The sequence below is a fragment of the Rhodococcus sp. MEB041 genome (assembly GCF_030208955.1).
Taxonomy (GTDB): domain Bacteria; phylum Actinomycetota; class Actinomycetes; order Mycobacteriales; family Mycobacteriaceae; genus Rhodococcoides.
Genome location: NZ_JARVSZ010000006.1, coordinates 84734 through 99929, shown reverse-complemented (window position 1 = coordinate 99929; position 15196 = coordinate 84734). Strand labels below are relative to the sequence as shown.

The 15196-nt window shown below is 67.1% G+C and carries 14 protein-coding genes; 12 read left to right on the top strand and 2 right to left on the bottom strand.

Features of this window, described 5'->3' with window-relative positions; all coding sequences use genetic code 11:
• Window positions 1–2: 2 nt before the first annotated feature.
• Genes QRN16_RS19745 through QRN16_RS19715 form a run of 7 tightly spaced genes read left to right on the top strand, consistent with a single transcriptional unit; the run spans window position 3 to window position 7684 of the window.
• Complete coding sequence (locus tag QRN16_RS19745) at window positions 3–842, top strand: ABC transporter permease (RefSeq protein ID WP_056449510.1); 840 nt, start codon at window positions 3–5, stop codon at window positions 840–842.
• Window position 843: 1 nt separating this feature from the next.
• Window positions 844–2037, top strand: coding sequence for an MCE family protein (locus QRN16_RS19740; protein ID WP_285189292.1), 1194 nt, complete (start codon window positions 844–846; stop codon window positions 2035–2037).
• Window positions 2034–3056: an MCE family protein gene (locus tag QRN16_RS19735; protein ID WP_285189288.1), complete on the top strand. Its 1023-nt coding sequence runs from the start codon at window positions 2034–2036 to the stop codon at window positions 3054–3056. Before QRN16_RS19740 ends, QRN16_RS19735 begins: the two co-directional genes overlap by 4 nt.
• Window positions 3053–4108, top strand: a complete 1056-nt coding sequence (locus QRN16_RS19730; RefSeq protein WP_285189287.1) for an MCE family protein — start codon at window positions 3053–3055, stop codon at window positions 4106–4108. The genes QRN16_RS19735 and QRN16_RS19730 overlap by 4 nt, the downstream gene beginning before the upstream one ends.
• Complete coding sequence (locus tag QRN16_RS19725) at window positions 4105–5262, top strand: MCE family protein (protein ID WP_285189286.1); 1158 nt, start codon at window positions 4105–4107, stop codon at window positions 5260–5262. The genes QRN16_RS19730 and QRN16_RS19725 overlap by 4 nt, the downstream gene beginning before the upstream one ends.
• Window positions 5259–6401 (top strand): MCE family protein, encoded by a 1143-nt coding sequence (locus QRN16_RS19720; protein WP_285189284.1) that lies wholly within the window; start codon window positions 5259–5261, stop codon window positions 6399–6401. The genes QRN16_RS19725 and QRN16_RS19720 overlap by 4 nt, the downstream gene beginning before the upstream one ends.
• Window positions 6398–7684 (top strand): MCE family protein, encoded by a 1287-nt coding sequence (locus QRN16_RS19715; protein ID WP_285189282.1) that lies wholly within the window; start codon window positions 6398–6400, stop codon window positions 7682–7684. The genes QRN16_RS19720 and QRN16_RS19715 overlap by 4 nt, the downstream gene beginning before the upstream one ends.
• Before the next feature lie 9 nt (window positions 7685–7693).
• Here QRN16_RS19715 and QRN16_RS19710 read toward each other — a convergent pair whose 3' ends face one another.
• Window positions 7694–8272, bottom strand: a complete 579-nt coding sequence (locus QRN16_RS19710) for a hypothetical protein (protein WP_285189281.1) — start codon at window positions 8270–8272, stop codon at window positions 7694–7696.
• Complete coding sequence (locus QRN16_RS19705; RefSeq protein WP_285189278.1) at window positions 8269–8757, bottom strand: Rv1363c family protein; 489 nt, start codon at window positions 8755–8757, stop codon at window positions 8269–8271. The genes QRN16_RS19710 and QRN16_RS19705 overlap by 4 nt, the downstream gene beginning before the upstream one ends.
• Before the next feature lie 184 nt (window positions 8758–8941).
• On the opposite strand from QRN16_RS19705, the gene QRN16_RS19700 reads away from it, so the two are divergent.
• The 5 genes from QRN16_RS19700 to QRN16_RS19680 are packed head-to-tail and all read left to right on the top strand — an operon-like array spanning window position 8942 to window position 15195.
• A complete protein-coding gene (locus QRN16_RS19700; RefSeq protein ID WP_285189276.1) occupies window positions 8942–10099 on the top strand; it encodes an alpha/beta hydrolase family protein in 1158 nt (385 codons plus the stop codon).
• Entirely contained in the window at window positions 10096–11340 is a 1245-nt protein-coding gene (locus QRN16_RS19695) for an oxygenase MpaB family protein (protein ID WP_056449504.1), read from the top strand. Before QRN16_RS19700 ends, QRN16_RS19695 begins: the two co-directional genes overlap by 4 nt.
• Complete coding sequence (hmgA, locus tag QRN16_RS19690; protein WP_027504468.1) at window positions 11337–12650, top strand: homogentisate 1,2-dioxygenase; 1314 nt, start codon at window positions 11337–11339, stop codon at window positions 12648–12650. Before QRN16_RS19695 ends, hmgA begins: the two co-directional genes overlap by 4 nt.
• Window positions 12647–14128 (top strand): aldehyde dehydrogenase family protein, encoded by a 1482-nt coding sequence (locus QRN16_RS19685; protein ID WP_285189273.1) that lies wholly within the window; start codon window positions 12647–12649, stop codon window positions 14126–14128. The genes hmgA and QRN16_RS19685 overlap by 4 nt, the downstream gene beginning before the upstream one ends.
• Window positions 14125–15195: a lipocalin-like domain-containing protein gene (locus QRN16_RS19680; RefSeq protein WP_056449353.1), complete on the top strand. Its 1071-nt coding sequence runs from the start codon at window positions 14125–14127 to the stop codon at window positions 15193–15195. Before QRN16_RS19685 ends, QRN16_RS19680 begins: the two co-directional genes overlap by 4 nt.
• Window position 15196: the final 1 nt, after the last annotated feature.

Genomic DNA, 15196 nt, shown 5'->3' with positions numbered 1-15196 from the left:
AGATGAGCGACATCGCTGCTGCGATGCGACGCCGGACGAACGCTGCCTCCGGAGCGGTCGATGTACTCGGTGAACGCGCGATCTTCTTCACGCGTGCACTTGCGTCCACCGGCCGAGCCGCCCGGTCGTACCGCGGGGAGACGATGCGCGTCATCGCCGAGATCTCGCTCGGCACCGGTGTTCTCGCCGCGATCGGCGGCAGCATCGTCATTCTCGGCTTCCTCACCCTGTTCGCCGGTGCCACCGTCGCGGTGCAGGGTTTCGACTCGCTCGGAAGTATCGGGGTCGACGCGCTGACCGGGTTCCTGGCCGCCTACGTCAACGTACGGGTCGTCGCACCGGTCACCGCGGGAGTGGGCCTTGCCGCGACCATCGGCGCCGGGACCACGGCAGCGCTCGGCGCCATGCGGATCAGCGAGGAGATCGACGCGCTCGAGGTCATGGCGATCAAGTCGCTGCCGTACCTCGTCGGCACCCGCATCGTCGCGGGCATCGTTGCCGTGGTTCCGCTCTACGCGTTGTCACTGATCACGTCGTTCCTCGCGAGCCGGGTCGCGACAGTCGTGGTGCTGGGCCAGTCCGGCGGGGTCTACGACCACTACTTCTCCACGTTTCTCGTACCCACGGATGTTCTGTGGTCGTTCGTCCAAGTCATCGTCATGGCTGTTGCGGTCATGGTCATCCACACCTACTACGGCTACACCGCCTCCGGGGGTCCCGCGGGCGTCGGCACCGCCACCGGACGCGCCGTGCGACTGTCCCTCATCACTGTCGTCAGCGTCACGCTGCTGATCTCGCTCGCGCTGTACGGCAGCGCACGATCCGTGCACCTGGCAGGGTGACATGACGCAATCCTCCGCACGCCTCAAAGGCGCTGCGCTCCTGTCGATTCTGCTGATCGTCGGAGTCGTCGCGGCGGCCTACCTCGCTTATCGGGGCACCGTCAGGGAAGCGATCATGCCGTCGGTCACCGTGTCGGTGCAGTCCGATCGCGCCGGGCTGGTGATGCAGCGGGGCGCCCTGGTCAAGATGAACGGCGTCGAGATCGGCACCGTCTCGCAGGTCCGCCCGTCGACCCGCGGCGCCGTGATCGACCTCCGCCTCCGCGGCGACATCGCGCGTTCGGTGCCCTCCGATGTCGGGGCAACCATTGCCGCCACCACCATCTTCGGATCGAAGATGGTCACTCTCACCGCTCCCCCGGCACCGTCCGCCGTACCCATCGCCGACGGCGCCGTCATCGCCGCCTCCTCCGTCACCGTGGAGGTGAACTCCGTGTTCGAATCGCTGACGTCCGTTCTCGTCGCGTCGCAACCCGAGAAGCTGAACACCACCCTGGGAGCGCTCTCGACCGCCCTGAACGGTCGCGGCCGCGCATTGGGCGCGACGATCGAGGACCTGGACACCGTGCTCGGGGCGGTCACTCCGCTCGTCCCCACGCTCCGACGCGATCTCCGTTCCGCAGCAGTCACGTCCGGCGCGCTCGGCGACAGCGCACCGGATCTGGTCAGCACCCTGGCCTCGCTGACCACGACCGCGCGCACGATCACCGACAGCACCGATGCGCTGGGCCCCGCCCTGACGTCGCTGACGGCAGCGGCGACCGACGCTCGCACCGTTCTCGCGGAGAATGCCGACGGAGTGACAGCCACGGTGGCCGATCTCGTCCCGACGACCGGGTTGCTGCGGGAGTACTCCCCCGAGTTCACGTGCTTCCTTCAGGGCGCCGACATCGCACGGCAGGCCGCGGAGAAGGTCTCCGGCGGCAACGGCCGCACGATGTTGCTGAACAGCACCGTGCTGTTCGGGGTGCCGGCGTACGAGTACGCCACCGACCTACCGAAGGTCGCTGCCACCGGCGGGCCCCGGTGCGGTGCGCTGCCGCTGCTGTCCGACGGCGACATTCCGGCTCCTTACGTCCGCGCCGACACCGGCTCGAACCCCTTCCGCGCCGGTACGACCGCCCCCGTCCTCGACCCGACGTCCATCATCGACTTCCTCCCCGGCGGTCTCGCAGCACCGAGCACGACTCGATGAGTCACCGGGGCAACCTTGTTCGGCTCACGAGCTTCGTCGTCGCCATGACCCTGGTGCTCGCCGCTCTGGTGGTCGTCTTCGGCCAGGTCCGCTTCGACTCGACCACCACCCACCGGGCGCTCTTCACCAGCGCGTCCGGTTTGCGCAGTGGTGAATTCGTCCGAGTGGCGGGTGTGGAGGTCGGATCGGTGGGCGCGGTGGACGTCGTCGACAACGACCACGCCGTGGTGGAGTTCGACGTGACCGATGCGTACACCGTGACCGAGTCCACCACGGCCACGATCCGCTACCAGAACCTGGTCGGTGATCGTTACCTCGAACTGGCCGACACTGCCGGTGACGCAGCTCCTCTGGCCGCCGGCGCCACCATCCCGGTCGACCGGACCTCTCCTGCACTGGATCTGGACCGACTACTGGGAGGGTTCCAACCGCTATTCTCCGGCCTCGACCCCGGCACCGTGAACAGGGTGACCGGCGAACTCGTCGACGTCTTCCAGGGGCAGGGCGGCACCGTCGCCTCGGTGCTGGCGCGGCTCGCGAGTCTGACGTCGTCGTTGGCAGACCGTGACGAGGTGATCGGACAGCTGATCACGAATCTGCGGACCACCCTGGCGACACTCGCAGGGCGCCAGGACGACGTGTCCCTCGCGATAGACAGTGCTCGGACGCTGGTGTCCGGCCTCGCTGCCGACACCCGGACCTGGGGTGAGGCACTGACGAGCATCGACAGTTCGGCCGCCACGATCGGCGACCTGCTCGTCGACGCACGTCCGCCGTTGGACACCACCGTCGACCAGTTGCAGCGCACGGCAGCACAACTCGATGCCGGCAAGGACACCATCGCGAGCATCACCACTCGCCTGCCGGACACGTACGCCTCCCTCAGCCGCCTCGGCGCGTACGGGAACTTCTTCAACTACTACCTGTGCGGCATCAGGTTGAAGATCGACACGCCCGACGGGCGGGGCCTGACGACACCGCTCATCGGTCAGAACACGGGAAGGTGTGCCCCAGCATGATGGAACGCTTCCGCACGGTCGACACCGTCCGCACCGGCATCGTCGGCACCTTCCTCGTGGTGATCGCTGCAGTAGCAGCGATGAACGCGGCCGCACTGCCGATCGTCTCCGCCGGAACGTCGTACAGCGGATTGTTCCTCGACACCGGAGGACTCGAGACAGGCGCCGCCGTGGAGGTCGCGGGGGTGCGGGTAGGGACGGTCACCGACATCGCGGTCGCAGGACAGGCCGTCCTGGTGACGTTCTCGGTCGAGGGAAAGGTGCTGCCCGGCATCGATACCCGTCTCGCCATCGCCACCGAGACCGTCCTCGGCACCAAGAACCTCCGGATGGATCCGCGTGGTGACGGCCGCCTGTCGACGACGGAACCCGTCGGACTCGACCGCACCACCAGCCCGTATCAGCTCACGGACGCTCTGGGCGACCTCACCGACGACGCGGCCGGTATCGACACCGAGCAGCTCACCGACTCACTCGCCGCCACCACCGAGATGCTCGATCGCACACCGGACGACCTGGGCCGCGCCATCGACGGGGTGGGTCGTTTGTCCGCGACGGTCGCGTCGCGGGACGAGAGCTTGCGTGACCTCCTGGCGTCGGCCGAGAAGGTCACCGGCGTCCTTGCAGACCGCAGTGCGCAGGTCGACACGCTCATCGTCGATGCGGCCACGGTTCTCGCCGAACTCGACCGACGACGCGGCGCCGTGGACACACTCTTCGGAACCGTGACGCGGTTGGCGGACCAACTGCGCGGACTGGTGGCCGACAACGAGGCCGAGCTTGCGCCGACACTGGCCTCGCTCGACTCCGTCCTCACCGTCCTGACCGACAACAAGGCGGACATCTCCGCCGCGATCGAGAACCTGGGGCCGTACGTGACGCAACTCGGCGAGGCGGTGTCCAGCGGACCGTTCTTCAACTCGTACATCCAGAACCTGATCCCCGGCCAGGTCATCAGCCCGTTCATCCGGGCTGCCCTCGGACTGGGCCCGGCTCCGGCCGATTCCACCTCCGTCAATCCGCTGACTGCGTTGAACGGAGCACCCCGATGACCAGGAGGCTCGTCGGCGTCGTGCTGTTCCTCGTCGTCTCTGCGACCGCGTCGTACGCGATCGTGCCGCGATTCACCTCGGTTGCGGTGACGGCGGAGTTCGCGAACACCACCGGTCTGTACGTCGGTGACGACGTGCGCCTCATGGGAGTGACCATCGGCTCGGTGACCTCGATCGAGCCTCGCGGCGACCACGCGGAGGTGGGACTGCGCTACGACTCGTCGTATCCCCTTCCGGCCGACGCGAAGGCGGTCATCGTCTCGCAGAGTGTGGTCGCGTCGCGCTTCGTCCAACTCGCTCCCGCTTACGACGGCGGCGACACCCTCCGATCCGCCGACACCATCCCGCTCGACCGGACCGCCGTGCCCGTCGAGTGGGACCGCATCACCGAGCAACTCGCCCGTGTATCCGAAACTCTTGCGCCGCAGGGCCTCACCGAACTCGGCTCGGACGATGCATCCAGGCCCCTCGGAGCGCTGGTCGATGCGGTGGACACCAACATCGGCGGGCGGGGACAGGACATCCGCACCACGCTGACCCAGCTGTCCGACGCGATGCGCACGCTCTCGGACGGCAGAACCGACCTCTACTCCCTCGTGCGCAACCTCCAGGTCTTCGTGTCGGCACTCGCTGCGAGTGATCAGCAGATCGTGACATTCAACGAGACGATGGCCTCGGTCACGTCCGTGCTGGCCGACGATCAGGACGAGATCGGCAGCGCGCTGGCATCATTGGACGGCGCGGTGTCGGACGTGGAGCGCTTCGTCCGCGAGAACAGGACGGGCGTCGCAACCACGCTGGGCAGCCTGGAAGAGCTCACGGCCGAGCTGGCGTCCCAGCGGGACGGCATCGCGCAGATCCTCCACGTCGCGCCCACGGCGCTGTCGAATCTGAACAACATCTACCAGCCCGCGCACAACGCGATCGTGTCGTCGTTGGCGCCGAACAACTTCGCGAATCCGATGGACTTCGTCTGTTCGGCCATCGCCGCCGCCGAGCAGGTGGGAGCGCAGGAGGGAGCAGAGTCGTGTGTCCGGTACCTGGGTCCGTTGCTGAAGACTCTCGCGTTCGACTACCTGCCCCTGCAGGCGAACCCCATCACGGGTGTCGGCGCTCTGCCGGGCCAGATCGTCGACAGCGAGGGTGGGCGATGACGACACGGAGGGCCGCAACGTCGGTAGCACTCGTTCTGTGCTCGTCGGCACTGCTGTCGGCGTGCGGATGGCAGGGCCTGAACTCGCTTCCGCTGCCGGGCACGGCGGGCGACGGTCCCGGATCGTACGAGGTGGTCATCGAGATGCCCGACGTGTCCACGATCGAACGCAACGCGCGAGTCCTCGTCGGCGACGTCACCGTCGGACGTGTGGCCGATCTGGCGCTCGTCGACGGACACGCCGAGGTGACGGTGCGTCTCGACGGCAGCACCACACTCCCGGCCGATGCCGTCGCGTCGGTGGGGCAGACGAGCCTCCTCGGATCGACCCACATCGAATTGGCCGCTTCGACATCGGGAGACGCACAGGGTCGACTCTCCGATGGCGATGTGATCCCCCTCGACCGAGCGGGCGCGTACCCCACGACAGAGCAGACGTTGTCGTCGTTGTCCCTGGTACTGAACGGGGGTGGGCTCGCGCGCATCAACGACATCACGACCGAGGTGGACGCGGCACTGGACGGCAACGAGGAGTCGCTGCGCTCGGTCCTCGCGGGTCTGGAGACACTGCTCGTCGGACTCGACGATCAGAAGAGCGACATCCAGAACGCCATCGTGGATCTGGACCGATTCGCCGGGACGGTCGCCGCGAACGACGCGGTCCTGGGCGACGCGGTCACCGCGCTGGCTCCGGCTCTGACCGTGTTGTCGGATCGCCGGGGGGATCTGGTCTCGGCCCTCGACTCCCTCGGACGCCTCGGCACGACGGCGGAGGCCATCGTGAACGACACCGGCGACGACCTCGTCACAGCACTGGACGATCTGGGCCCGGTCTTGAAGTCTCTCGCGGATTCGGGAACATCACTCACCGAGTCGTTCCGGTATCTCCTCACCTATCCGTTCCCCATCGACGTCTACAAGAACGCGGTGCGCGGCGACTACGCCAATGGCGAGGTGACGCTCGATCTCCGGATGGCCACGCTGGACAACGCTCTCCTTCTCGGCACGCCGTTCGAAGGGATGCTCGCCGGGCTCGAAGGAGCAGTGGGCGCCATGGCACCCACACCGACGCCCACGCTGCCCACCGTGAACGACCTACTACTGCCCCCGAACCTTCAACCACAGAACGGCGCACCATGACTCCGACTGTCCGACTCCGTGTTCAGCTGACGGTCATCGCCGTGGTGGCAGTGCTGTCGGTGGGGATCACGGGTGTCCACTACGCACGCATTCCGCAAGAGCTCGGGCTGGGCCGGTACAGCGTGACCGTGGAGCTCGCGGGGGGCGCCGGCCTGTACACCAACGCCAACGTCACGTACCGCGGCAGCGAGATCGGCAAGGTCAGTGCCCTGCGCGTCACTCCCACCGGTGCGTCGGCCGTCGTGTCCCTGTCCTCGGACGTGTCGGTTCCTGCGTCGACACGCGCCGAGGTGCACAGCATGTCGGCCATCGGCGAACAGTTCATCGATCTCCTGCCCGACACGGACGACAGCCCGTTCCTCGGAGACGGGTCGGTCATCCCGATCGACCGCACCACCATCCCCACGGCGGTGGCCCCGACGATCGACCGGCTCGACGCCGCGTTTCGCTCCGTCGACCCGGTTACTCTCGGCCGCGTTCTCGACGACAGCTCTCTCGCACTGGGCGCCGACGGTGACACCCTCGGCGAGCTGCTCGACTCGCTCGGATCCGTCACCACGGCGACGCGCGAGAACATCGACCCGATCGCGGCCCTCGTCACCGATCTCGACCCGGTGCTCGGTGCGACCGCCGCGAGCAGTGACGCCATTCGGTCGTGGGCCGCGTCGCTGGCCACCGTCACCGGTCAGGTGTCGGCGCGCGACGGCAACCTACAATCCGTCATCGACGGTGGTGAATCCCTGGGCGCTGCGGTGTCCGGCCTGTTCCAGGACCTGCGCCCCACGCTCCCCCTGTTGTTGTCGAACCTCATCAGCGTCGAGCAGGTGGCAGTCACCTACAACGCTGCGCTGGAACAGATCCTGGTTCTGTATCCCCCTCTCATCGCCGCCACGCAGGGCACCGGTAAAGCGAATGCCGATGCCGGTGACCCCGGCCAGAACACCTACTTCGCCGCACAACTCAACGACCCGCCGCCGTGCACGGAGGGCTTCCTCCCCGCCGACCAGCGCAGGTCACCCGTCGAGGTCGACACCGTGCCGACGCCGACCGACCTGTACTGCAAGGTTGCGCCGGACGACCCGAGCGCGATCCGCGGTGCACGCAACCTGCCGTGCCAGGAGTTCCCGGGCCGGCGGGCGGCGACGGTGCAGTTGTGCCGACAGGGTGCCTACGACCCGAACAACGGGTCGTACATCACCGATGACGGGTCGCGCTGGGTCGAGTCGACGCTGTCCGACGCGCCGCCCGCAACGGTGGAACAGATGATGCTGCCGGACGAGTGACCCGGCGACCTACCGCACAGGATCCAGCGCGGAGACGAGCCATCGGCCGTCCACCTGCGCCATCTCCACGCGGAGGCTCGTCGAGGTGGCACGCGGATCGGGAGTGTCTGCCGCAGTGACAGTCTGGTTGACGAACAGCAGCGCGACGGCGTCGGCGTCGTCCATCGAGACGAGCGCGGCACCGGACACGACCGCGCTGGAGGTGAGCCCGCGCTCGATCGCTCCCGGAACGACGGACTGCTCGGCGAAACCGGAATAGTAAGTGAGGAAATCGCCGGTGAGGCGTGCCTTCGCGCCGTCGACGTCGGACTGCACGCTGTCGGCTCGGTAGGACAGGACGGCGACGGTCCCCTCCGTCGCCGCCCGGACGACGTCCGACTCGACGGCATCGGATACCGCCCGATCCGGGACCGTCAGTTCGATCCCGACCGGGACAGCAACCAGCGCAACGATTCCGACGACGATCGAGATCTGCGCACCCCTCCGGCGCAGGCCTCGTCGTCGGTCGGTCGCCGCGTTGTCGTCGATCGCGAGCGCATCCTCGTCGTCAGCATCGGCGTTGATCGCGACCGCCACGTCGTCGCTCACGGCACGAACTGCACGTCGGACAACGCGAGGCGGTCACCGTCGCGTGCGACCGAGACGCGCAGGCGCCAGACACGCGGCTCGTCCGTGGCTCCCGAGGCATTGGTGACCGTCGATGTCGCAGCCACGAGCACCTGCGCTTCGGAATCGGTCATCGACTCGATTCCCGCCTCGCTCACCGCTCCGGTGGCAGTGACGTCTGCATCCCGGACGACGGACACGAAATCCGCAGCGCGCTCGGAGAACTCGTCGCGGAAGCGACCGGTGGACGCCGACGTCACCCGCTCGACGTCCGCATCGACCGTGTCTGCGGAGATGGTCGTGAGGTCGAGGACGCCCTGCCGTGCGACCTGCAGGTACTGCTGCTCGAGCGTGGTGCGCTCCCGAGCCTCCTGAGATCGCGTCCACGTCGTGGCCGAGACAGTGACCGAGGTGGCCACCGCGGCGACAGCGAGTACACCGACGATCACCCGCGTTCGTGTGCGCACAGCCCCTCCTGTCCCGGGCCACCTCCAGCGCGGCCCTCAGTCCGACCGTACTACAGAGTACGGATGCTGTTTCCGAAACAGCGGAACAGATTTCGTTGCCCGAAACGCTTTCTCCATACCCGGTAGTACGGTACGTTCGCTCCACACGAACGACCGGATTTCACCGATCGAAAGCAGGGGGCAGGTGCCGGAGACAGTCGACGAGTTCCAGCGAATACCGTACGAACCGGCGCGGGACGGGCGCGTGGAGATGCATTCCGGACTCTCCCGGCACTACCCGACGCTGCATGCGAATCTGGTGTCGCCCAGCGGCAACCCTGATCGACGCGTCGGCATCCTGATGGCGCACCCGTCGAGCGACTTCCTGTCGCACTTCCTGCTCCGCGGATTCGCCGCCGCCGGCATCCCCACGATGGGTCTCAACACCCGCTACTCCTCCAACGAGCCGGCACTGATCATGGAACGCGCGGCCCTGGACGTGGGCGCCGGTGTGCGGTGGATGAAGGACGAGCTCGGGTTCGAGAAGGTCGTTCTCCTCGGATTCAGCGGCGGCGGTTCGCTGTCCGCGTTCTACCAGTCGCAGGCCGAGACTCCGACGATCACGACGACTCCCGCCGGAGACACTGTCGATCTCGCGTCGGCGGAGCTCGTTCCTGCGGATGCCCTCATGCTCGTCGGAGCGCACTCCGGACGCGCTCGCGTCCTGCGCCACTGGATCGACGGAGCAGTCGTGGACGAGTCCGACCCGTCCTCGGTCGCCCCCGACCTCGACCTCTACGCACCTGGACGTACGACGCCACTCGACCGCACGTGGGTCGAGGAGTACCGGGCGGCGCAGCTCTCCCGCATGCGCAGGATCGACACGTGGGCGTGGAGAGAACTGGAGGATCTCACTCGGGGCGGGGCGTCGGACCGAGCCTTCGTCGTTCACCGCACCGTCGCGGATCCACGCTTCGTCGACATCACGCTGGACCCGAGCGATCGGGTTCCGGGCAGCATGTACGGGAATCCGGTCGCGGCCAATTCCGCCGCCGGCGGACTCGCGCGCTTCGTCTCGGTCCGCAGCTGGCTCAGCACATGGAGCCTGGACCACACGAACGCGGATGCCGTGCGCAACCTGACCGCCGTGACGGTCCCCACCCTCGTCATGCCTCTGCTCGGCGACCAAGCCGCCTTCGCCGACGATGCGCGTGCGATGGCCGCAGCTCGCGGTGACGCGACAGTGGTCGAGATGCCCCACCTGAACCACTACCTGGTCGATCAACCCGACGGAGTCGACCGAGTCACCACCGCAGCGCTGGCATGGCTGACGGACGCACTGTCGGAGAGGACATCGAGATGACCAGCGCTACGCGCACTCCCACCGCGTTCACCTACTGGGAACACCGGAAGAGTCCCCGCATACAACGCGCCGAAGCATTGTTCGAGCGAGTGTTCCGGTCGTCGCCGTTCCCCAGCGATGACGTCGCGCGGGAGTTCTGCGAGAGCCTGTTCCTCGGCGACACTGTCGCCGAGAACTTCGTCGACGAGGTGTATGCGGCAGACCCGACCGGAACACGCGCGCTCCTCGACCGTGCACTCGCTCAGGGGATCGATTCTCTTCCCGACGTCCCCGAGAGCATGCGCGTCCTGTTCGACGAGTTCGAGACCGAACCGGACTGGCTCGACATCGATCTGGTGGAACGCGGGGCCGCGGTGTGGCGACGGTGGGGCACGATGCTGTTTACCGTTGCCGGCGGCATCACCCTCGAGATGTACACCGAGGCTGCCGTCGCCACCCCGCTCTCACTGGCAGGCGGGTACGCCGGCGACAACGCGATGCGCCGATTCCTCGAGACCTGCAAATTCTGGATCGACACCTCCGAGCCGGGCGCCCTGTCCCGCATCGGGTCGGAAGGCCGAGCCACCGCGATGAAGGTCCGCGTCATGCACGTCGCCGTACGCCGCAAGGTCGACGGACACCCGGAGTGGGATCGCGAGAAGTGGGGCTACCCCATCAGCCAGGGGTATCAGATGCTGACCCTCCTCGGTGGCAGCACCGTCCCTGCTCTGGCTTTGCGGCTGGTGGGTCTGCAGACCACCGCCGACGAGATCCGGGCGTTGCTCCATTTCCAGAAGTACATGGGCCACCTGCTGGGTGTCGACGTGTCGAACTTCCCTACCACCATCGCCGACTCACTCCGCATGACGGCGATGGTGTCGGCCGCCCGCAGTTACGACGCCGGACCACACGGCAAGGAACTCATCGAGTCCTTCCCTGCAGGGTTCGCACCGCGCCCCGAGCAGCGAGGCCTCGCGCGTCTCCGCGCGCGGTACAACTACGGCATTCACGGCGCTTACACCGCTCTCTTCATGAGTCCGGTGACACGGTCGGACTACACGATGCCTCGGGCGTTCCCGTGGGTCCTGATCATCCTCCTGCGCTTCCCTCTCCTGACAGCGATCGAGCTCTCCCGACGATTCCTACCCGGAGTGGCGCCCGTCGTCGAGAAGGTCGCTGTGGCACAACGACTCCGGTGGTACCGGGACCAGATGAACGGCCGCGAGGCCGAATTCGACGCGAACGGAGCACTGCGACGATGACCGAGTATCTATCCGGCTTCGGCAACCAACACCAGTCCGAAGCCCTCGACGGTGCACTCCCCCGAGGTCAGAACTCGCCGCAGCGAGCGCCCCACGGCCTCTACGCGGAGCAACTGTCCGCGACGGCGTTCACCGAGCCGCGAGAGGTCAACCGACGCACCTGGACGTACCGGATCCGCCCCAGCGCAGCGCACCCGCGGTATCACCCCATCGACCACCCGACGCTCCGATCCGCGCCGCTGAGTGACGGAGTTCTCGACGTGAACCGGCTTCGGTGGAATCCCGTGGCCCGACCCTTCGATGCGGCCGACTTTCTCGACGGCCTCACGACCATCGCTGCGAACGGTGATGTGCTGCAGCGTGACGGCATCGCGATCCACCTGTACCACGCGACACGATCGATGACCGACCGCTACGTTGCAGACCTGGACGGAGAATTGCTGATCGTTCCCCAGTCCGGCCGTCTACGGATACACACCGAGGTCGGAATCGTCGACGTCGCTCCCGGCGAGATCGCCGTCGTCGGACGGGCCATCACGTTCCGAGTCGTGCTGCTCGACGACGATGCCGCGGGCTATGTGTGCGAGAACTACGGGTCCTACTTCACCCTCCCCGAACTCGGACCCATCGGCGCGAACGGTCTCGCCCACGCGCGGGACTTCCACTACACCGTCGCAGCATTCGAGGACGACGACCGACCCGTCGAGAAGATCCAGAAGTTCGGCGGCCGACTCTTCTCGACAGAGCTGGACCACTCGCCTCTCGACGTGGTGGCCTGGCACGGCAATCACGGTGTGTACAAGTACGACACCGCCGACTTCAACGTCATGGGGACACTCGGGTGGGATCACCCCGACCCGTCGATCTTCACGCTCCTGACGTCGCCCTCCGAACGGCCGGGACAGGCGAATGTGGATCTCGCCATCTTCCCGCCGCGCTGGAACGTCGCCGAGCACACGTTCCGGCCCCCGCACTTCCATCGCAACGTCATGACCGAGTTCATGGGACTGGTCCGGGGGCAACACGATTCCAAGGCGGAAGGCTTCCTGCCCGGGGGTGCAAGTCTGCACAACATGTGGGGTGCGCACGGACCGGACCAGGAGACCTTCGACCTCGCCACCGCGGCCGACCTGGCACCGCAGAAGCTCGAAGGATCGTTGCCGTTCATGTTCGAGACGCGGCTCCCCCTGCTCGTCACCCCACTCGCCCACGACGCGCCGCATCGCCAGCCGGATTACGACTCCTCGTGGGCCGGACTGCAGCGCCATTTCACGTCTCCCCTCACTCCCAGCAACCCGGAGCAGCCATGACCGCGAGCACGCCCACCCGTCCCTCTGTCGCCCTGCCCGATCCGCTGCTGCGTATCGGCGGCGCCTCGCAGGCTGCCTCCGGTGGGCAGACCTACGACAGCATCGATCCGACCACGGGTGCTCTCGTCACCTCCGTCGCTGCCGGCGCCGAGGCCGACGTCGACCGGGCCGTGCGCGCTGCACGTGCGCAGTTCGACGGTGACTGGTCGCGCGTCAGCGGCCCGGAACGTACGAGGATCCTTCTCACGATCGCGGATCTGATCGATCGCGACTGCGAGACCCTCGCCGCACTCGAAGCAGTCGAGATGGGCAAGTTGTTCCGCGACTCCGTGAACGGCGATATCCCGGCCGCTGCCGCGGTGTTCCGGCACTTCGCTGGGTGGGCGGACAAGATCTCCGGAACCACCGTCATGCTGCCGGACTTCGGACCGCAACGCCGGTTCGGCTACACCGTTCGGCAGCCCCTCGGTGTCGTCGCCGCGATCACGCCGTGGAACAACCCACTGCTGATCGCCGCGTGGAAGTTGGCACCCGCACTCGCTGCAGGGAACACGGTGGTGATCAAGCCCGCGGAGGACGCGTCCCTGTCCACGCTGCACCTCGCGGATCTGTGTGCCGAAGCCGGTCTACCGCCGGGTGTGCTCAACGTGGTCACCGGTCTGGGCGTGACCGCCGGTGCGGCCTTGGCCGGCCATCCCGGTGTGGACAAGGTGTCCTTCACCGGCAGTCCCCGTGTCGGCCGGCAGATCCAGTCGCTCGCGGGCACCACGTTCCGCAAGATCGTTCTCGAACTCGGAGGTAAGGCACCGCAACTGATCTTCGAAGACGTCGATCTCGACGCGGCGATGCCGTGGATCGCGATGGGCAACTTCTACCACCAGGGGCAGGTGTGTGCCGCGGGCACCCGCGTCCTCGCGCACGAGTCCGTCGTCGATCGCGTCGTCGAGGGGATGGTTGCCGCGGCTGACGCGGCCGTGATCGGAGACCCGTTCGACGACGCCAGCACGATGGGCACCATCGTCAACGAACGACAACTGGACGGCATCATGCGATACATCGACTCCGGTGTCGCCGAGGGTGCAGAGCTGATCACCGGTGGGCGGCGGATCGAGGGACCGGGACAGTTCGTGCAGCCCACCGTCTTCCGCGGACACAACGACCTCACCATCGCCAGGGAGGAGATCTTCGGTCCCGTCGCCACCGTCATCAGCTTCTCGTCCACCGAGGAAGCCGTCGCGATTGCCAACGACACGCAGTACGGGCTGAATGCGATGGTGTACTCGCAGAACATCTCCCGAGTGCACTCCGTCGTCGAGCAACTTCGCGTGGGCACCGTGTGGGTGAACGGGTGGGGTGTGCCGGATCCGGCTCTGCCGTGGGGCGGACGCGGCGCGAGCGGGGTCGGCCGCGAACTCGGTCGCACCGGACTCGACGGAGACACCGAAGAGAAGACCGTTCACATCGGATTCTCCGCATGAGCGCGCCGGAGATCGTCGAGACCTGGAACGGCCCCGGCCGCCGCGACGCGCGACTGACCGACGTCCACCCGCGCCACAATGCCGCTCATCCCGTGCCGGGGAGCCGATCGGGCTTCGAGCACTGGTACTTCGACGCCCACCTCGACGACGGTCATACCATCATCGGATTCCTCAACCTGCGCCGGCCCGAAGAGCCTGCGCTGGTCGCGAAACCGAGCGTGGAGATCCTGATCTACGCACCCGACGGCTCACGCCGACAGATTTTCGTCCGCCACTCCAAGAAGGACGCCACCGCGTCGATCGCCGCCTGCGACGTCGTCGTGGGGCCGAACCACGCATGGGCGGAGTTCCCTGCAGACGGGCTTCCCATCCATCATCTCTACCTTTCCGAGGAGGACGTCACCTTCGATCTCCGCTTCCACAACGAACTTCCGAGCTGGATGCCCGGCGAGGGAGAGACGTTGTTCGGAGGCACCGACGTCTTCGGCTGGGTCGTCGCCGCGCCGCGTGCGCGCGTCGAGGGATCCATCACCATCGCCGGACGAACCACTGCCGTCACAGGGCGCGGCTACGCGGACCACAACTGGGGCGCGGGCGACATGAAGCGCGTCATCGACCGCTGGCACTGGGGCCGACTGTACGACGACGACTTCTCCTTGCTCTATGCCTTGGTCAAGACGCAGGCCCGGCTCGGCGCCCACGAGAGTCGCCCACTGATGTTGGCGTACAAGGGCGAGATCATCCTGAGCTCCGGCGAGGCGGACGTCACCGAGGGACCGATGGTGTTCAACGAGATCGCGAACCGGTCGTACCCCGCGTGGCTCCGCATCGAGGTACCGGGACAGGTGTCCCTCCTGCTGACCGTCCAGAACGTCGTGCACGCCCACGACCTGCTGGACGACGTTCCCGTCGCCGGCCATCGCGTGTTCCGACCGTTGCTCTACAGCCTCGTCGGTCACCCCGGATACTTCCGCTTCGACTCGACGTTCGATCTGACCGTCGTGCGCGACGGGGTGACCGAGACCCGGACGGGGCGAACGCTGCACGAGCTCGTCGCCTTGAACTGAC

Bases quoted from the DNA above. Each gene is read 5' to 3' on its own strand.
- QRN16_RS19695 (WP_056449504.1), top strand. From the start codon at position 10,096: ATGACCAGCGCTACGCGCACTCCCACCGCGTTCACCTACTGGGAACAC.
- QRN16_RS19730 (WP_285189287.1), top strand. From the start codon at position 3,053: ATGATGGAACGCTTCCGCACGGTCGACACCGTCCGCACCGGCATCGTC.
- QRN16_RS19725 (WP_285189286.1), top strand. From the start codon at position 4,105: ATGACCAGGAGGCTCGTCGGCGTCGTGCTGTTCCTCGTCGTCTCTGCG.
- QRN16_RS19745 (WP_056449510.1), top strand. From the start codon at position 3: ATGAGCGACATCGCTGCTGCGATGCGACGCCGGACGAACGCTGCCTCC.
- hmgA (WP_027504468.1), top strand. From the start codon at position 11,337: ATGACCGAGTATCTATCCGGCTTCGGCAACCAACACCAGTCCGAAGCC.
- QRN16_RS19685 (WP_285189273.1), top strand. From the start codon at position 12,647: ATGACCGCGAGCACGCCCACCCGTCCCTCTGTCGCCCTGCCCGATCCG.
- QRN16_RS19715 (WP_285189282.1), top strand. From the start codon at position 6,398: ATGACTCCGACTGTCCGACTCCGTGTTCAGCTGACGGTCATCGCCGTG.
- QRN16_RS19680 (WP_056449353.1), top strand. From the start codon at position 14,125: ATGAGCGCGCCGGAGATCGTCGAGACCTGGAACGGCCCCGGCCGCCGC.
- QRN16_RS19720 (WP_285189284.1), top strand. From the start codon at position 5,259: ATGACGACACGGAGGGCCGCAACGTCGGTAGCACTCGTTCTGTGCTCG.
- QRN16_RS19740 (WP_285189292.1), top strand. From the start codon at position 844: ATGACGCAATCCTCCGCACGCCTCAAAGGCGCTGCGCTCCTGTCGATT.
- QRN16_RS19735 (WP_285189288.1), top strand. From the start codon at position 2,034: ATGAGTCACCGGGGCAACCTTGTTCGGCTCACGAGCTTCGTCGTCGCC.